Source organism: Pseudonocardia sp. Cha107L01 (genome assembly GCF_052566575.1).
In genome coordinates, this window is sequence record NZ_CP199579.1 from 6,131,102 (window position 1) to 6,148,362 (window position 17,261).

At 69.8% G+C, this 17,261-nt stretch carries 20 protein-coding genes; 9 read left to right on the forward strand and 11 right to left on the reverse strand.

Annotated elements, in window-relative coordinates; all coding sequences use genetic code 11:
• The first annotated feature begins 67 nt into the window (after positions 1 to 67).
• From ACTXG6_RS28710 to ACTXG6_RS28720, 3 genes are all read left to right on the forward strand, one after another.
• Entirely contained in the window at positions 68 to 754 is a 687-nt protein-coding gene (locus ACTXG6_RS28710; RefSeq protein WP_445182515.1) for a hypothetical protein, read from the forward strand.
• Between the two features lie 118 nt (positions 755 to 872).
• Positions 873 to 1,109 (forward strand): microaggregate-binding protein 1, encoded by a 237-nt coding sequence (mbp1, locus tag ACTXG6_RS28715; RefSeq protein WP_445182516.1) that lies wholly within the window; start codon positions 873 to 875, stop codon positions 1,107 to 1,109.
• Positions 1,110 to 1,324: 215 nt separating this feature from the next.
• Positions 1,325 to 2,074 carry a hypothetical protein gene (locus ACTXG6_RS28720; RefSeq protein ID WP_445182517.1) on the forward strand — a complete coding sequence of 250 codons (750 nt, stop codon included), beginning with the start codon at positions 1,325 to 1,327 and terminating at the stop codon, positions 2,072 to 2,074.
• Here the strand turns inward: ACTXG6_RS28720 and ACTXG6_RS28725 are convergent.
• On the reverse strand, positions 2,063 to 2,431 hold the full coding sequence (locus tag ACTXG6_RS28725) for a DUF952 domain-containing protein (protein WP_445182518.1): 369 nt from the start codon (positions 2,429 to 2,431) through the stop codon (positions 2,063 to 2,065). The genes ACTXG6_RS28720 and ACTXG6_RS28725 overlap by 12 nt on opposite strands.
• 394 nt (positions 2,432 to 2,825) lie before the next feature.
• Here ACTXG6_RS28725 and ACTXG6_RS28730 point away from each other — a divergent pair, with 394 nt between their 5' ends.
• From ACTXG6_RS28730 to ACTXG6_RS28740, 3 genes are all read left to right on the forward strand, one after another.
• Complete coding sequence (locus ACTXG6_RS28730; RefSeq protein WP_445182519.1) at positions 2,826 to 3,344, forward strand: hypothetical protein; 519 nt, start codon at positions 2,826 to 2,828, stop codon at positions 3,342 to 3,344.
• Between the two features lie 20 nt (positions 3,345 to 3,364).
• Entirely contained in the window at positions 3,365 to 4,468 is a 1,104-nt protein-coding gene (locus tag ACTXG6_RS28735; protein WP_445182520.1) for a substrate-binding domain-containing protein, read from the forward strand.
• 298 nt (positions 4,469 to 4,766) lie between these two features.
• Positions 4,767 to 5,045, forward strand: a complete 279-nt coding sequence (locus ACTXG6_RS28740; protein WP_445182521.1) for a hypothetical protein — start codon at positions 4,767 to 4,769, stop codon at positions 5,043 to 5,045.
• A gap of 94 nt (positions 5,046 to 5,139) precedes the next feature.
• On the opposite strand, the gene ACTXG6_RS28745 is transcribed toward ACTXG6_RS28740, so the two are convergent.
• The 5 genes from ACTXG6_RS28745 to ACTXG6_RS28765 form a co-directional block, all read right to left on the reverse strand.
• Positions 5,140 to 5,796 carry a GOLPH3/VPS74 family protein gene (locus ACTXG6_RS28745; protein ID WP_445182522.1) on the reverse strand — a complete coding sequence of 219 codons (657 nt, stop codon included), beginning with the start codon at positions 5,794 to 5,796 and terminating at the stop codon, positions 5,140 to 5,142.
• A 21-nt stretch (positions 5,797 to 5,817) separates the two neighbouring features.
• On the reverse strand, positions 5,818 to 6,318 hold the full coding sequence (locus ACTXG6_RS28750; RefSeq protein WP_445182523.1) for a methylated-DNA--[protein]-cysteine S-methyltransferase: 501 nt from the start codon (positions 6,316 to 6,318) through the stop codon (positions 5,818 to 5,820).
• Between the two features lie 179 nt (positions 6,319 to 6,497).
• The gene (gene lat / locus ACTXG6_RS28755) at positions 6,498 to 7,829 is read right to left on the reverse strand and encodes an L-lysine 6-transaminase (protein WP_445182524.1); all 1,332 of its coding nucleotides are present in this window, start codon (positions 7,827 to 7,829) and stop codon (positions 6,498 to 6,500) included.
• A gap of 60 nt (positions 7,830 to 7,889) precedes the next feature.
• Positions 7,890 to 8,357, reverse strand: a complete 468-nt coding sequence (locus ACTXG6_RS28760) for an Lrp/AsnC family transcriptional regulator (RefSeq protein WP_445182525.1) — start codon at positions 8,355 to 8,357, stop codon at positions 7,890 to 7,892.
• Positions 8,358 to 8,412: 55 nt separating this feature from the next.
• Entirely contained in the window at positions 8,413 to 8,691 is a 279-nt protein-coding gene (locus tag ACTXG6_RS28765) for a hypothetical protein (protein WP_445182526.1), read from the reverse strand.
• Between the two features lie 319 nt (positions 8,692 to 9,010).
• Here ACTXG6_RS28765 and ACTXG6_RS28770 point away from each other — a divergent pair, with 319 nt between their 5' ends.
• Complete coding sequence (locus ACTXG6_RS28770) at positions 9,011 to 9,754, forward strand: COG4705 family protein (RefSeq protein ID WP_445182527.1); 744 nt, start codon at positions 9,011 to 9,013, stop codon at positions 9,752 to 9,754.
• Between the two features lie 59 nt (positions 9,755 to 9,813).
• Here the strand turns inward: ACTXG6_RS28770 and ACTXG6_RS28775 are convergent, their stop codons facing one another.
• Genes ACTXG6_RS28775 through ACTXG6_RS28790 form a run of 4 tightly spaced genes read right to left on the reverse strand, consistent with a single transcriptional unit; the run spans position 9,814 to position 13,355 of the window.
• Complete coding sequence (locus ACTXG6_RS28775) at positions 9,814 to 10,482, reverse strand: hypothetical protein (RefSeq protein ID WP_445182528.1); 669 nt, start codon at positions 10,480 to 10,482, stop codon at positions 9,814 to 9,816.
• A gap of 55 nt (positions 10,483 to 10,537) precedes the next feature.
• Positions 10,538 to 11,158 carry an efflux RND transporter periplasmic adaptor subunit gene (locus tag ACTXG6_RS28780; protein ID WP_445182529.1) on the reverse strand — a complete coding sequence of 207 codons (621 nt, stop codon included), beginning with the start codon at positions 11,156 to 11,158 and terminating at the stop codon, positions 10,538 to 10,540.
• 18 nt (positions 11,159 to 11,176) lie between these two features.
• Positions 11,177 to 12,988 carry an FAD-dependent monooxygenase gene (locus tag ACTXG6_RS28785; protein WP_445182530.1) on the reverse strand — a complete coding sequence of 604 codons (1,812 nt, stop codon included), beginning with the start codon at positions 12,986 to 12,988 and terminating at the stop codon, positions 11,177 to 11,179.
• A 13-nt stretch (positions 12,989 to 13,001) separates the two neighbouring features.
• On the reverse strand, positions 13,002 to 13,355 hold the full coding sequence (locus ACTXG6_RS28790; RefSeq protein WP_445182531.1) for a hypothetical protein: 354 nt from the start codon (positions 13,353 to 13,355) through the stop codon (positions 13,002 to 13,004).
• Positions 13,356 to 13,881: 526 nt separating this feature from the next.
• On the opposite strand from ACTXG6_RS28790, the gene ACTXG6_RS28795 reads away from it, so the two are divergent.
• On the forward strand, positions 13,882 to 14,562 hold the full coding sequence (locus ACTXG6_RS28795) for a GntR family transcriptional regulator (protein WP_445182532.1): 681 nt from the start codon (positions 13,882 to 13,884) through the stop codon (positions 14,560 to 14,562).
• A gap of 286 nt (positions 14,563 to 14,848) precedes the next feature.
• On the opposite strand, the gene ACTXG6_RS28800 is transcribed toward ACTXG6_RS28795, so the two are convergent.
• Complete coding sequence (locus ACTXG6_RS28800) at positions 14,849 to 15,118, reverse strand: hypothetical protein (RefSeq protein WP_445182533.1); 270 nt, start codon at positions 15,116 to 15,118, stop codon at positions 14,849 to 14,851.
• Between the two features lie 713 nt (positions 15,119 to 15,831).
• Between ACTXG6_RS28800 and ACTXG6_RS28805 the strand changes: the two genes are divergently transcribed.
• Positions 15,832 to 17,253 (forward strand): polysaccharide lyase family 7 protein, encoded by a 1,422-nt coding sequence (locus tag ACTXG6_RS28805; RefSeq protein ID WP_445182534.1) that lies wholly within the window; start codon positions 15,832 to 15,834, stop codon positions 17,251 to 17,253.
• Positions 17,254 to 17,261 lie beyond the last annotated feature (8 nt).

Sequence of the window (17,261 nt, forward strand, 5' to 3'; positions counted from 1 at the left end):
GTTGTCCGGTCCAGCCGTTGGGGTCTGCCGGGTTTGAGTTCGCCGGGATCGACTCAGACTGATCCCTGTGCGGACCGGCGCGATCACAGTTGCGGTACTGGTGTGCCTGCTGCTGCCCACCCAGGGGGCGGCGTTGGGGCCCACCGGATCATCACCGGTGCCGGCGCGCGTGCGGCTGGTCGTGGCCGCGCCCGGCGCTGGAGGTGCCACGAAGGCCGAGCGGGCCGCCGTGGCGGCGGTGGACGGGTTCTGGCGGCGGCATTTCACCGAGCTGTTCGGCAAGCCGTACCGGAGCCCTCGGGTCGCCGGCGGCTACCACGGCAGCGGCGGCCCCACCTGCGGCGGACAACCGGCGTTGCCGTTCAACGCGTTCTACTGCCCCGCCCAGGACTTCCTGGCCTGGGACGAGAACCTGATGGACGCGGGCTACCAACGGGTCGGCGACGCCTGGATCTACCTGATCGTCGCGCACGAGTGGGGGCACGCGATCCAGTTCCGGCTCAACCGCTACCTGGTATCAGTTGCCGCCGAGCTCCAGGCCGACTGCCTGGCGGGCGCGACGTTGACCGGCGCTCAGCGCGACGGCCTGATCAGGCTGCAGCCGGGCGACAACCAGGAACTGGGCGCAACCCTCACCTCGCTGTCCGACACCTATCCCTGGACCAGCCAACGCGATCACGGCGACGGGGCGCAGCGGATCGCGTCGTTCAATCTCGGCGGGCAGCGCGGGGTCCAGGCCTGCCTGGCGCGGTAGGGCGCGGCAGACGCCGCTCCGATCACCCGGGTGTGAAACGCGGGCGAAAGGGAATGCACTACTCGCCCGCGCCCCGACCGGTGCGCGGTCCCGCACAACGATCAGAAGGTGGCGTGACATGGTCGAGAAGGACAGCGGTCCCGAGTCCGGTGTGAAGGGCGTCGTCGAGGACGCCAAGGGCAAGGTCAAGGAAGCAACCGGCACCCTGACCGGCAACGACTCGCTCAAGCGCGAAGGCAGGGCGCAGCAGGACAAGGCCGAGTCGCAGCGTGAAGTGGCCAGCAAGGAGGCGGCCGCCGAGAAGGCGCGCGCCAAGGCCGCGGCGGACGAGGCACGCGAGCGCGCCGAGCAGTAGCCCAGCGCATGCTCATCGCCCGCGAGATCGGCGCAACCGGCTGAACGTTTCGGTGCCCCGCCAGCGGGTAGGCAACCGGTCCGCGCACATCGGGGGAGATTGGCTTGAGCACGACGTCGGCTCCTCGGGCGGCCCCCATCTCGGGCAGGGGGCGCTGGTGTGTGCTCGATCGCCGGCATCCCGGCCACGCCGGTCACGTCGGCACCTGCCGAACCATGGCGTACTGGGACACGCTGCCCTCGACGCTCCGGCGGACAGGTTCGGTGCACCGGGTCGAGCTGAAGGTTCAGCTCGACCCCGAGTACCAGACGGCCGCGGAGGTGGCTCAGGTGCTCGGACTTGCCGCCGGCACCGGCACGGCCGGCGAGGTCTACTACCTCGACAACGCCGACCGCACGCTGCGCCGGAGCGGGCTCGTCGCTCGAGCCCGCCTCGGCGGCGCGGGCGGCGCCGACCTGGTGTTCAAGATGCGCAGCCCGCTGCCGTTCCCGCTGCCGAAGGCGGTACGTCGCCTGTCCCGACTGGCCGTGGAACTCGATGCGCTGCCCCATCGCACGATGTGGTGCGCCTCGGTCAAGCATCTGCCGCGCCGATCGGTATTGGCGGACACGGTCCGCCGCGGCGGGTCCTGGCATGCCGTCTGCTCCGCCGAACAGCAACTGTTCCTGCGCTGCCTGACCGGCGATCCCCGGGCGGTGAAGGACCTGCGACCGTCCGGGCCGATCCCGGTGCTCAAGCGGACCGGACGGGTGCCGGGGCTGCCCCGCCTGACGCTCGAGAGCTGGCAGTACCCCGACGGGCGCCAAGTTCTCGAGCTGTCGACCAAATGCCGGCCCGAGTATTCGAACCGTTCAGCGAAGGCACTTCGCCGGCTGCTCACCGCGCACGGTCTCGCGCCGGCTTCCATCCAGCGGCTGAAGACCGAGACGGCGATGCGGTACGTCGACTCCGGACTACGTCGGTGAGAAGGCGAACCGGCCGTCGCCGCCCGCCTCGAGCGGGCGGACATCAATGACCGCGTCGGTGTTCAACGGGCCGTAGATGTGCGGGAACAGTTCGGCCATGCCGGGGGCGGGCGGCTCGTACTCGATGGGCGGGCCCACCTTGTCCTCGTCGATCACGAGCACCGTGAGCCCCTCCTCGCCGGTGTAGAAGGCGTTGGCCACCCCTGCCACCTGCGCGGCCGTGCTCGCATGGATGAAGCCCTGTTCGGCCAATGAGACGCCTCGGGTGGACACCGAGTACTGCCCGGCGCGACGCGCCTGCTCCCAGTCTGCGCGGTAAGCGATGTGGTAGATCACGCCCATGGGGAGTCCGGACACTGACACCTAAAGGGTTTCCCAATTTTCTTGGATGGGTGGATCCTCACCAGTACGGTCCTTTCAGCGTTGCTTTCGAGTGGGTGTCCGTACGAATGCCGGCTCGCACGGCAACTCCGCTGTCCGATCGTGCCACGCCTTTGGGGGGATTGTGGGTCGGCGCAAGCGCGCCGGGGGAAGCATCACCTGGTTGACGCTCGCCCTGGTCACGTCACTGTCACTCGCCGGATGCTCGTCCAGCTCCCGAGAACAGCCATCCGATCAGGGCTTCAGCACGCTTCCGGTGGGGGCGCCATTGCCCAGCGGCGACGATTGCGCCTACCGGGTTGTGCGCGGGCATCCGGAGGAGGTGCCGGACAACGCGAAGGCCAACAGCGTTGTACCGGACAAGGTTTCGATGCCGATCTGGGAAGACTTCACCGAGCAGGCCAACAAGACGTTCGTCCCCCGGATCGACGGCAGGTTCACCGGCACGACCGGGGAGATCCTGCAGTGGGGTGCCTGCAAGTGGGGCCTGGATGTCAACACGCTGCGTGCGGCCGCCTACCAGGAGAGCGACTGGGACCAGTCCACCACCGGCGACCAGTCCGACGACGCCGCGGACTGCGCCGCCGGCGTCGCGCCACCGTGTCCGACCAGCTTCGGGATCCTGCAGCTCAAGGGTCTGGACCTACCCGGCTCGTACCCGCTGTCGCAGACCAGCACCGCGTTCAACGTGGACTACTACGGCGCGCGCATGCGCAGCTGCTACGAGGGATGGGTCACCTACCTCGGCGGCGACTACGCACCCGGCGACCTGTGGGGCTGCGTGGGATGGCACAAGTCGGGCAGGTGGAAGGACTCCGCCTCGCTCAACTACACCGCCCGGGTGCGCAACTACATCGGTCAGCAGCCGTGGCGGAAGTTCGACAACTGATGACAACCAGGGGACGGATCATGAGCAGCCGAGCGGGTGGGGTCGGGCTGGTGGTCGGGCTGGCGCTGGTCCTGTCCGGGTGTTCGGGCCCGGCGGCACCGGACAGGCCGAAGGTGGGGGTCATCCTGCCCACCTCGGACACGGCGCCGCACTGGGAGGACGCCGACGCACAGGTTCTCGAGCGCGTACTGCGGACCGAAGGTCTCGAGCCGACCGTGGAAAACATCGCCGGGGACGCGGCCCCGCTCATCGCAATGGCGAACCAGATGATCAACAACGGATCGAAGGTCCTGGTGATAGCCACGCCGGATGACGCGGTCGAGGCGGCCGTAGTGGCCGAGGTGAAGAAGCGCGGCGTACCGACCATTGACTACGACCTGCGCGGGACGAGCAGCCCGGCCGACTACGCGCTGACCCTGGACTACCGCAAGATCGGCGAACTGCAGGGCCGGGGGCTGATCCGGGGCGTGCGCGGAACTCCGGCCGCCAAGATCGTCGAGCTCGAGCAGGGGCCGACCGATTCGGCCGTCGCCGAGCTCGCCGAGGGGCAGCGCAACATCCTGCAGCCCAGGTACGACAAGGGCAGCTACAACCTGGCGGGCAGCGAACGGCTCCCCTCCGGCGCGGAGGCCGCCGGTGCCGGTGACCCCGCCGCCGGCAACCCAGCGGCGACCGCGGCGTTCACCAGGCTGCTGGCCGCGGCCGGTGGGTCGGTGGACGGTGTGGTGGCGGCCAACGACCAGGTCGCCGCCGCCGCGATCGTGGTACTGCGGGCGAAGCAGCTGACCGGGAAGGTCACCGTGACCGGGTTCGGCGCGAGCCCGGACGCACTGAAGTCGATCCTGCGCGGGGAGCAGTTCATGACTGTGTACGCGCCCGTTGAGTCCCAGGCCGGCGCGACCGCGAAACTCGCCGCCGCACTGGCCGGTGGAGACCGCCCGGCGGCCGACCGGCTCACGCTCGGCGACCCGGCCAAGGCGGGCGCGGCCCGTGCCGTCGCGGTGGCACCGGCATCGGTCACGTTGGACACGATCAAGCAGGTCTTCGACAGCGGCGCCGTCAGCTCGGACGACGTCTGCGCCGGCGACCTGGCCCTGCGCTGCAACCAGCTCAGCATCTCCTGAGCGGTCGTCGCGCCGCGATCCGCCCGAGCAGATCGCTACACAGAGTTACCCGACTCACCCGCTTGATTCGGCTGAATCATCGTAGACCCTTCATTTGATTACTCTCGCCATAAATTCGTTCACCCGAAAGGGAGCGCGCCTTCTTGGGGTCGAAGTTCTGGCCTACTTTCGGCATGCCTGTGTAGGAATCACTGAGAACGTCCGCTATATTCGTCGTCGTCAGCGAGGGCTCCCCAATCACCGCTGACAGCCAAGGCGTTCGTCAAGCGACGTCGCCGATTTGAACAGGAGAGTAACTGTGCTGAAGAAGGCTGGAATCGTGGTGGCGGCCGCCGCTGCAGGTCTACTGGCCGTGAGTCCGCTCGCCTTCGCCAATGGCATTCTGGACGGCGCGCACGGGCAGCTCGGTCTCGTGAACGTTCAGGACAGCGCCGTTCAGGTGCCGATCCAGGCGTGCAACAACTCGGTCATCGAGGGCGCGCTGGGCATTCTGGCCAAGGGCCAGAAGAACAGCGACAGCCACGACGGCGACTGCAAGCAGAAGAACAGCTGGGACGACAGCGCGGGCAGCAACTGATCCTGCACGTCGGAACACGAGAAGGGCGTCGGACCTCTGGTCCGGCGCCCTTCTCGTATCTTCACCCCGGGTGACCGGCGGTCCCGGCACGAGCTCAGCTGCCGGAGGCCGCCGCCGAGTTCGCCGCGCTGACAGCGGCCATGGTCGCCGCGTGCGCGGCCCGGATCGCCTTGCGTACCGCGGCCGCCGCCCAGTCGCCCTCCGCGATCTCCTTCAGCCGCCGCTTGACCAGCTTGCGGTCGTCCCGGGGGAACACCCGCCGCTCCAGGCCGGCCGCGGCCAGCATGCTGGCCAGCGCGGCGGTGCGCTCGTCGGGATCGGCACCGTCGATCACCACCGCCCTGAGCCGCGCCTCGATCGCCTGCCTCGGCCCCGGGTCGACGGCCGGGTAGCGCCGGGCCGGCAGGACACCGAGGCGGCGGTACCCCTCCTCGGTCAGCACGTTCCGCGCGACCAGGTCGTCCAGCAGTCGGCGCCGGGCTCCCTTGGCCAGCCGCTGCACCCAGGACTTCGGCCGCCGCGGCTTCGTCGCGATCGCGGTCAGCGCAGCCGCCAGCTCGGGGTGAGCCGGCACCGGACGCTGACCAGCCGCGACCACATCCTTCTCGGCAAGCTCCACGTTGCCGGACAGCGCGAGCTCGACCAGCAGCGCGCCGCCGAGCGCCATGTCCAGCTCAGTCCCCTTGCCGTGCGCGGTGCCATCCTCGCGGTAGGCCACGAGCAGCAGTTCCTGAGCGATCAGCAAGGCCATGGCGCCAGCCTAGGGCCCGGGTCAGAAGAGCGTTCCGATCGGCTCCGCGCCCGATTTCTCCAGGTCGAGGAGGAACCGCTTGCGGTCGAGCCCGCCCGCGTAGCCGGTGAGTTTGCCGCCCTTGCCGACGACGCGGTGGCACGGCACGAGGATGCTCAGCGGGTTGCGGCCGACCGCGGCGCCGACGTCACGCGCGAGCGACGGGTCGCCCAGCTCCCGGGCGAGCTCGCCGTACGTGGTGGTGCACCCGTGCCCGATGTCCGCGAGCAGCGCCCACACCCGGCGCTGGAACTGGTCGCCGGCCGCGCGCAGCGGGAGGTCGAACGCCTGCCGGTCCCCCGCGAAATACTCGGCCAGTTGCTGTTTCGCCTCGTCGTAGCCGTGCTCGACCCTCGGGCCGAAGGTGGCCCGGTCCGGTAGGTACCAGTGGTGTCGGAAGTACAGCCCGGTCAGTGCACCGCGCTCCGCGACGAGAGTCAGTGCACCGAGCGGCGAGTCGACGACGGTATGGGTCGCGGTCATCGGGAACTCCTCCGGTAGAGCGGTGTGTACCGGGTAGACGTCGCACGCGACCGGAACGTGAGGTCTGTCCGTGACCGCGTAGTGCCGAGCTCCGTCAGGCCGCGTCGAGTCGGGCCAGTTCCGCGTCGGACACGCAGGAAGCCGATGCCCAGCTACAGGAGCCGCCGCTCCTCTCGGCTCTAGTGACCCAGAGCGGAGAGCACCCGGTCGAGCGCCGTCACAGCCCGGTCCAGCTCTTCGACCGACACGGTCAGGGCGGGCCGGAAGCGCAGGCTGGACACACCGCAGCCGAGCAGGATCACCCGCTCGTCCTCGCGCAGCCGGGTCACGACCTCGTCACGCAGCGCCGGGTCCGCCACCGTGAGCGCACACATCAGACCTCGGCCGCGCACTTCGGACAGCACCGGATGCCGGGCCGCGAGCGCACGCAACTCCGCATGCAGGTGCACGCCCAGAGCCGACGCACACTCGATGAGCTCCTCGCTCTCGATGACCTCGAGGATGCGGCGGGCGCGCACCATGTCGGTCAGGTTGCCGCCCCAGGTGGAGTTGATGCGCGACGACACGGCGAACACGTTGTCTCGGACCTCGTCCAGGCGGCCGCCGGCCATCACGCCGCAGACCTGGGCCTTCTTGCCGAACGCGACGATGTCGGGTTGCACGCCGAGCTGCTGGTAGGCCCAGGCGGTGCCGGTCATGCCGACGCCGGTCTGCACCTCGTCCAGTACGAAGAGCGCGTCGAACTCGCGGCACAGCACCTGCATCGCCCGGAGGAACTCCGGCCGGAAGTGGTTGTCGCCGCCCTCCCCCTGGATCGGCTCGGCGATGAAGCAGGCGATGTCGTGCGGGTTCGCCTCGAACGCGGCGCGGGCCGCGGCGAGGGCGGTCCGCTCGGCGGCGGCGACGTCGGCATGGCCGTTGATCGACGGCGACGGGATGCGCGGCCAGTCGAACTTCGGGAAGCGGTCGACCTTGTTCGGGTCGGTGTTGGTCAGCGACATCGTGTACCCGCTGCGACCGTGGAAGGCGTGCTCAAGGTGCAACACCTTCGTGCCGAGACCCGGGTCGATGCCGTGCGCCTCGTTCCACCGGCTCTTCCAGTCGAAGGCGATCTTCAGCGCGTTCTCCACCGCGAGCGCGCCGCCGTCGATGAAGAACAGGTGCGGCAGCGCCGGGTCACCGAGCACCCGCGCGAAGGTCTCGACGAACCGCGCCATCGGGACGGTGTAGACGTCGGAGTTGCTCGGCTTGTTCACCGCGACGCGCGCCAGTTCGCCGAGGAACTCCTCGTCCTGGGCGAGCGCGGGATGGTTCATCCCGAGTGCGGACGACGCGAAGAAGGTGAAGAGGTCCAGGTATTCCGTGCCGTCCCGCCCGTCGACCAGGACCGAGCCCCGGGAACGGTCGAGATCCAGCACGAGGTCGTAGCCGTCGGCGAGCAGGTGCCGACCGATCGACGCATGGACTTCCGCGGCGGTGAGCCGCACGGGGGCAGCGCAGGTTACCGTCATACCCCCGCACTATACGGTAAATATTCCGTCAGGATCGACTCATTACCGGATAAGTTCCTGTCAGCGTGGCGTATCCGCCGGTTGGGCCCGCCGTTCGAACGATGTCTGCAGCACGACGGTCGTCCGGGTGGCGACGTTGGCCCGGGTGCGGATCTCCCGGATCAACGTCTCGAGCGCGGTCGGTGACGCCACCCGGACGAAGAGCATGAAACTGAAGTCCCCGGCGACGGAGTGGCACGACGCGATCTCGCTCAGACCCTCGAGGGTTGCCGGGATCTCGTACTCATGGGCCGGGTCGAGCGGCGTCAACGAGATGAACGCGGCCAGTGGCTGGCCGACGGCTTCCGGGTCGACCTCCGCGACGTAGCCGCGGATCACACCGTCCGCCTCCAGCCGACGCACCCGCGCCTGTACCGCCGACAACGAGAGCCCGCTCGCCTCGGCGAGGCTCTTCAGCGTGGCGCGGCCGTCGGCCACCAACAGCGAGGTGAGCAGCATGTCCGTCGCATCGTCGAGCTGTCGAACCATGAGCCGAGAGCCTAGAGCGTGATCGCCGGAACGGTCGGCCGCGGCGTCCACCGTCCTACCGGGTGGCGCAGCCGCCCTGTGCGAGTAGGCCCCGATCGGGGACCGGCGGCTGTCCCTCCATGGCCCCCAACAGGTTGACCGCTCCCGGGGAGACCTCGACGCAGCCCGCCCGGGGGGTCCCTGAGATCGCCGTGGCATGGGGGTTGGCGTAGGAGAGCGCCAGCGTCACCAGCAGTGCACCGAGGAGGATCGGAGCGGCCCGGCGTGGCGACCAACGGTCCGGCGACGGCGCCGGGATGTCGCGCGGTGTCTGGCCAGAATATTTGATCAGCATGGGGCCAAAGTTACGCAGCGGGGCGCAAGCGCTTGGACGTGCGAAGGCAAACGCTCGGCAAGATCTGCCCGCGATCCCGCGCGAGGGGCTGCCGGGCGATCGCCGGCACGCTCACCCGATCCGGAGGACGCGCACCCCGAGCGCACCGGACATGGCTCTGCGCATGCACGCATTCACGATCAAATTGGACGCTTGCTAACTGGCGGATTGCCGTCACCTTAACCTGCGCATGGAAGCTTGAGATAGACGTTGTGAACCTCCGGGCACCGCCCGCCCGCACTTGCGAAAGGCTGGTATGAGTAAGCTCCCGATCGTCGCTGTGACCTTCTGGATCATGAAGATCATCGCTACCACTCTCGGTGAGACTGGCGCCGACATGGTGTCGCAAACTCTCAATCTCGGGTATCTCAGCAGCACTTTCCTGTTCCTTGCCCTGTTCGCGGTCAGCCTGATAGCCCAGCTGCGCGCAAAGCGATACCACCCGGCGATATTCTGGGCAGTGATCCTCACCACGAGCACCGCCGGCACGACGATGTCCGACTTCATGAACCGGACCGCGGGCCTTGGCTACCTGGGCGGCGCACTGGTTCTGACCGCGTGCCTCGTCATCGTGTTCATTGTCTGGAAAGCCAGTGGTCAGACGATGAACGTCGAGCGAATCAGCACGTTCCGGGGCGAGGTGCTTTACTGGATCGCAACCTTGGTCTCGAACACCTTGGGCACCTCGAGCGGCGACCTGTTGGCCCACAACACCGGGATCGGATTCGTCACCAGCACGGTTCTGCTCACCGCGGCACTCGCGCTGATTGTTGCCGCGCACTACCTGACCCCGATATCGGGCACTCTCCTGTTCTGGGTTGCGTATGTGCTCACCCGCCCGTTCGGCGCCAATGCCGGCAATACGCTGACAAAGACCCACGACGAAGGCGGAGTGGGCCTGGGTACATTCGGGGCGTCCGGACTGCTGTTCGGAGTGCTCATAGCGCTGGTTATCTACCAGACGGTGTCACACCGCAGGCAGACCCGCGAAATCCCCGAGTCGGTGGGCACGTTGTCCGAATAACCCGCCTGACCGTCCGCGCGTGTCGCCGATCCCATCGACTCGGCGGCACGCGCGGTCAGCTAGTTGCCGCCGCTGTCGCTGTCGTCGCTGTCGTGGTGCCCGTGATGGCCACTGCCGCTGCCACCGTCGCTGTCGCTGTCGCCGCTGGCGTCCTTGTAGGTCCCCATGTCGGCGGGCTGGGCGGGGATGTTGCACTTCTGGTTGGCGAAGATCGGACCGGCCATCACCGGCAGGTTGTCCGGCGGGTTGACCTGGGCCGCCACCCTGCCGGTGAAGGTGTTCTCGCAGTCATCGGTCGCCTGCTTGGTGCCGTCCTGGCCACCGATCCACATGTCCAGGTGCGTATCGGTACCCGCCGGCTGCTTCGCCGCACCGGAATCCTCCACGATCACATACCGCTGCACCGTCGGCAGATAGAACTTCGTCCCCGGCTGCCACGCCATCTTGCCCTCATGACCAGGCACCGCCACCGTGATCGGGTCCGCGAACGTACCCTGCCCATCCGCCTGCTTGTGCAACACCGGCTCACCCACGACCGACGAACCGGGCGGCGTGTTGTCCTGCCAGGAGTAACCGGTCAACCAGATGGTCAGCTGCTTGGCTGCTTCCGGCTGTTGCGGCGACTTCGAGCACGCGCAGGCCAGCACGACGACGGTGCCGAGAACGGCGGCCACCAGCGCCGACCGGCCGTACACCGAGGCCCCCTCGGAGTGATCCTTTAGACGCACCGCGCCAGTCTGCACCATCGTCCCTGAGACCCCTCCGGACCGTCCCGGCAACAGGTCAACCGGTCCCGGAGGTCCCTGCTGCCGACCGGGTCAGCAGGACCACCTGCCCCTCACTCAGGCCCGACAGCACCTGGGTGTTCCCACCCCCGGACACACCGGCCTGGAACTGGACCCGCACCGGCTCTCCACCGGGGCCCGGGGTGTTCACGTACGACCGGCCGCCCTCCCTGGTCACGGCGGCGTCGGGCACCACGAGCGCGTTGTCCACCGAGGCGGTGATCACCGATACCTCGACGGTCTGCCCGGCCCTGAGCCGGGGATCGCCCGCCGCCAGGACGACCGTGACGTAGTAGTTCGTCACCCCGGAGATGTCCACCCCAGCCGGGGCGACGGCGAGCACACTGCCGTCGAGCTCCAGACCGGGTACCGCGGTGACCGTGACGCGCGCCCGTTGGCCGGCGATGATGTTCGCCGCGTCCGACTCCTGGAACGGGATGACCGCCACGCTGCCCGGACCGGGCGTGGCGCCGGACAGCGCCCCGGTCGCCGACACCGTCGTGGTGATCGACCCCCGGTGCACCGTCGCGGTCTCCCGCGCCTGCACCGGCGTGGCCCCGCACGCCGCGAGCACGGCGAGCAACGCGCCGGCCACCGCCAACGCCCGTATCGCCGCCACCACCCGCACCCGACGAAGCTAGCGCCTGGCCGGCTCCGGTAGGTGCGCGGGCGCGGGGTCCGGTGCCGCGCGATCGAGGGCCAGCACCGCCTCGACCGCCGCCGCAAGGCCACCGGCGCGGTCGGCGTCGAACCGAACGGCCCGCCAGGCGACGTGGCGGTCCGGGCGGACCAGCACGCAGCCGGTGGGCTCGATCTCGCGGACGGCGGCCCACTCGCCGTAGGGGTCGGTCAGTGCGCCGGGCCCGGGCGCGCCGATGACGTGCACCGCGATGGGCACCCCGGTCCGCCGCGCGATGTCGGCGGCCGCGTCCGCCCACGGTTCGCCGCCCACCCCGGTGAGCAGCGCGAACCCGAGGCCGTCGACCAGATCGAGCGTGGACAACGTGGTCCGGTCGCGCTCCAGCCGCGCGTGCGGCACCCGGGCCCCCGGGCGGCTGGTGGCCTGGTAGTAGAGCTGCGGGTCGCGCGCCGGCGGCGGCCCCGGCGTGGTGTCGACCACGATCGCCGGACCGCCGTAGCGGTAGCCGAGCTCGACGCCGTGCGCGTTGAACTGGTACTCGGTGATCTCCACCGCCGCCCGCAGCGCCCGGCGCCGCTCCTCGCCGGCCGGTCCGGGCTCGTCGAGCTGTTCGAGCGTGGCCCAGCCGTCCTCGGCGGACTGGCCCGGGGTGAAGCCGAGCGCGGCGTCGATCTCGCCCAGCTCCTGGAGGCTGGTGATGGCCCGGTCGACGCCCTGGGCACCGACCGGTTGGCGTTCGATCGAGTAGCTGTCCAGCAGGCGCGGGCCGGCGCGCCCGTCGAGGACGAGCGCCAACTTCCAGGCCAGGTTGTACGCGTCGGCGATCGACATGTTCAGGCCGAGACCGTTCGTCGGCGGGTGGCGGTGCACGGCGTCGCCCATGCAGAACACCCGCCCTGCCGAGTACCGGGGTGCGACCTGCGCGTTCACCTGCCAGCCGGCCACCCCCTTGATCTCGACCGGGACCGCGTCGTCGCCGACCGCTGTCCGCACCAGGCGCACCATGTCGTCCTCGGACAGCGCGGTGAGGTCCACCTCGGCCGGGTCGTACATGGTCACCAGGACGAACTCGGTGAACGGCCGGTGGCAGATCAGGGTGCCAAGGCGCAGCGGCGGCAGCGGACCGGGCATCACGTTCCAGGTCAGCACGCCGGGGCGGTGCGCGAGGTAGCGGGTCAGGTCGGCGCGGAACCAGATGTTCGCCGCGTGAGCGAGCCCCGACGGCCCTTCGACGGTCAACCCGGCCTGGCCGAGCACGCGGCTGCGCGCGCCGTCGCCGCCGAGCAGGAACCGCGACGCGACGGTGAACTCCTCGCCGGTGACCCGGTCGCGCACGACGCTGGTGACGCCCTCGTCGTCCTGGCTGAAGCTCTGGAACTCGTGCTGGAAGCGCAGGTCGCCGCCGGCCTCGAGAGCGGACTCCAGCAGCAGCGGCTCCAACACCGTCTGCGGGCAGTTCGCCATCGGGGACGGGCTGGCGGCCCGGTAGTCCGCGGCACGCCGGTCGCTGGTCCCCCACGTCTCGGACCGGGCCACCTCCCGCCCGGCCACGCTGGTCACCCACAGGTTGTTGCGCATCATCTCCTGCGGTGTGGAGGCCGCGAGGAAGCGGTCCTCGATGCCCAGGTGGCGGAAGATCTCCACGGTGCGCTGGTTGATGATGTGCGCGCGGGGGGTGTGCGCGGTGCCGGGGTGCCGTTCCACCAGCAGGTACTCGACCCCGTACCGGGACAGCGCGAGCGCGGCGGCCAACCCGGCCGGACCGGCGCCGACGATCAGGACGGGGACCTCGAGACGGGGACGGGGCACTCGAACCAGCTCCTCAGCCCTGCGCGGAGTGGGCGCCGGTCATCATGGCGGCCAGATCCTCCGGGTGGACGAACGACGGCGGGACCGGCGGGCCCCAGTTGAACAGGCCGCGGGCACCCTCCACCACGTCCGGCTTCCAGAGCTGATCGTCGATGATCTCGTCAAGATCGGAGTAGTACTCGGAGAAGTTGCCGGCCGGGTCGCGCAGGTACCAGAAGAAGTTGGACCCGATGTGGTGCCGGCCCAGGCCCCAGGCGTGCCGCTCCGGGTGCTCCTCGAGCATCTGGTAGGCCCCCCGGCCCACCTCGTCCACGTCGTCGACCTCCCAGGCGGTGTGGTGCAGGAAGTTCACCGGCGCGGCCTGCACCAGGATGTTGTGGTGGTCGGTCGAGCAGCGGCGTCGCCGGCACCGGAGTCTGAACCAGGTGCGGCAGCACCCGGAGAGTCGCGCGCACGCCGGTGACCGGCTCGACAGCGACCAGCGAGTCCGCGCCCCGCTCGGTGGGCACGCCGAACCGGGCCAGGTCACGGGCCGCCCGATCGAGGTCCTCGACGTCGTCGACCCCGATCTCGACCGACACCAGCCGCCTGGTCGCGGCGTGCTCGATGCGCAGCTGCTCGCCACCGTCGACGGTCGCGAACCGACCTGGTGCGACCTGCTCGAGCCCGAACTCGGAGTAGTAGTCCGACACCTCCCGGACGTCGGGCACCCCCATGGTGATCGAGGCCAGTCGGTGCAGCGCCATCGCGGGCTCCTCGGTGAACGATCGGTGGTGCGCGACGGCGGTCAACCGCCGCGGTGTCCTACCCCAGACACAAGCAGCGGCGTCTCGGAAAGTCAATGAAGTCTCGATATTTTGTCAAATTGTCGCAGAAAGTGTTCTACTAGGACCATGACTGGGCCAGCGTCGCGCGTCGAGGAGATCTACCGCCGGGTGCGCACCGACATCCTGAGCGGGCGTCATGAGCCCGGATCGCGGCTGCTGACCGCCGCGCTGTGCGAGCGCTACGAGATCAGCAGCGGCATGCTCCGCGAGGTGCTGCCCCGGCTCGCCGGCGAGGGGCTGGTGGTGTCCGAGCCACAGCGGGGGTTCCGGGTCACCCAGGTCTCGGTCGACGACCTGCGCCAGCTGACCGAGGCCCGGGTGCTTGTCGAGTCGGTCACGCTGCGCCAGTCGATCGAGCACGGTGACGTCGGGTTCGAGTCGGACCTGGTCGCGGCACACCACACCCTGGCCCGCACCGCGGCGCTCGACGACTCCGGCGCGGTGAACGACAGTTGGCTCACCGCGCACGCCGCGTTCCACCACCGGCTGCTCGCCGGCTCGCCGAACCTGCGGCTGCGCGCCATCGCCGACTCGCTGCGCGACGCGACCGAGGTCTACCGGTGCTGGTCAGGCCTGCTCGGCGACGAACCGCACCGTGATGTCGCCGGCGAGCACCGCCGGATCCTCGAAGCCACTCTGGCCCGCGAAGCCGACCTTGCCGTCACCGAGCTGACCGAGCACATCGAGCACACCACCCGCGTGCTGCTCCGGCTGGCGACCGCACGGGCCGGCTCGGCACCCAGCTGACCCGATACCCGCGCCCGCTCAGCCGGGCCGCGCAGCCCGCTGGGCAATGTGCGGCGGCACCGGAACCAGGTGCTCGGTCAGACAGCGCAGGCCGGTCAGTTTCTCGTCCGGATCGCTGACCGGCGCGCAGCACCGCGTCGAGCTCCGCGCGCTCGGACCGGCCCTGTTCCCGCAGGCGCCGGTGCCGGGTCCGTTCGCTGGATGACAACTCGACCGGTGGCGGCTCGGCCGGTGGCTGCTCGGTCGGTGCCGGTCGATTTTCAGCCATGGCCCCGGGGCTGGTTCCCTACTTCTCGAGCGGCAGGTAGATGTCGATGTAGTGCTCAATGTGCCGCGCGATGCGCTCGGCGTTCTCCCGCACGTCCGGTGCCACGTCGTCGCCGCGCTCCAGCGAGGTGGCGATGGACTCGAGTAACCGCGCCATCGCGAAGAGCAGGAACTCCGCGCTCGGACTGGGCAGTTCCACGTCGGGCGAGTTGCGTTCGTACAGCAGGTGGACCGCCTGCCTCAGCACGGCGACGTCCAGCGTGTCCCGCTCACCATCCGCGCTCGTCACACCCACATGCTTACCAGGCCCCCGAACCAGTGGCGGACAGATCACTCCTGTGCGCGGGGCGACCTGGGGACGAGGCCCGTTATCCGCCGCCAACGGTCGAGCGAGCGGCCGGAAACGCAACGTGAGAGCCAATCGGCGCGAACGGACCATTCGAATGATCCGAATAGCCCAAAGGGACGTTCCTCAGCCCTCAGCACGCCCCGATCGGCGTTTCGGCGTAACCTCGGCTCTCATGCAACGGCTCGCTCCCCATCCGCCTGCCTAGCATCACGTGTGTTGACCAAGGCGTGAGTACCCAACTCGCGTCGACGTGACGGGCTGCTGGTTTCGACGCTCCCCCTGCTCGGCTCCCCTCGAAGCAGGTCGAACCGATGCCCGGTTGTCCCACCACGGAGGGAAAGACCGGTGTCACCCCGAACACCTCACCACCGCATGAGCCGACGTTCCCGTCCGGGGGTGCGGTCATGAGTGGGGGAAGGCACCGCAGGCAGCCCGACGGCTCAGTCCCGCAGGCGGTGACCAGGGCGCCGGCCGCCACCAGTACGCGTGCCGCCAACCGCGCGGCGGCGCCGCCCAACAACGCAACCGCGCCTTCCACGGCGGGACCTCGTGCGGCGGCTCGCACCGGGACGACGGCCAGCCGCACGGCGGCGGCACCTCGCGCGGCGGCGGCACCTCGCGCGGCGGCGGCACCTCGCGCCGGGGCCCGCGCCGTGGGAACGACGACGCTCCCCCGGCGGTCGGCGGCGCAGTCCACGCCGCCGAGGCACACAGGGGCTACCCCGATCCCCTCTCCCCGGCACGTGGTCGCCGAGGACATCTGGTCCAGCGCGGTCGAGCTGACCGACGACACGGTGCGCATCGGTGAGCCGATCCGCGTCGACGAACCCTGGTACACCGACGCCGCCTACACCGACGCCGCCTCCTACGTCGACGCTCCCGCACACGTCGAGACCCCCGCACATGTCGACAACCCCCTGTTCGTTGACAGCCGTGCATACGTCGACGACTACGTGCACGTCGACACCCCGGCCCACATCGACGCCCCGGTCCACGTCGACACCCCCGTGCACGTCGACACCCCCATCCACGTCGACACCCCCGCGCACATCGACACCCCGGCCCGCGTTGCCCGCTCCGAGCACGACCGCGACGACACGGTGCACCCCCGTGACACCGCGCACAACGGCGCCACCGCGGCGGTCGTCACCTTCGGCACGAACCGGCAGTCGGTCGTGGCGGCGATCAAGGCGTCCTCCACCAGCCGTCGCCTGGTGGCCGCCGGGGTTGTGGTGGCGCTGCTCGGCGGCGGGCTCTGGCTGGAGCTCGGCCACCAACCTCGCGCACACGTCGACACGACGGCGGCGCCGCCACCCGCCCTCCCGGAGGAGCCGGCCCTGCCGATCCCGACCGCCCCCAGCGTGGCCGCCCCCGCCCCGATCACGACACCCCCGCCCGCGCCGACGGGACCGGTGAGCCTCGCCGGCTGGAAGCTCACCATTCCGGAGGCATCGGAGAAGGGCACCGCGGCCAACATCAACCCGGCGAAGAGCTCGTCACCCTGGCTGACCCGGGGCAGCAACGGCAGCCTCAAGTTCTGGGCTCCGGTCAACGGGGCGACCACGCCGAACTCGCAACACCCGCGCACGGAGCTGGACAGTCTCAACAACTTCAAGGCCGGCAAGGGCTCGCACACCCTGCGCGCCTCGCTTTCGGTGGCCCAGGCGCCCTCCGGCAACCAGGACATCATCATCGGCCAGATCCACGGCGCCGACGACATCAGCTCGGTGCCGTTCGTGATGCTGCACTACGACGCCGGCACGATCAAAGTTGTCATGAAGCAAGCCCAGAGCGGCTCGACCTCCGACAAGTTCCCGCTGATCACCGGCGTGCCGCTGGGTAGCCGGTTCGACTTCACGATCAGCGACCCCGGCACCGGAAACCTGGTCTTCACCGCTACCTACGGCAGCAACACCAAGAAGGTCACCACGGCGATCCCGGATCCGTTCAAGGGCGCCACCGTCCGCTTCCAGGCCGGGGCCTACCAACAGGGCGAGGGCGGCGACGGCAGCGCCAGTGACGGTGCCCGGGTCACCTTCTACACCCTGAGCGAAGGCCCCAAACCCGCCCCCTGAGCCACCGC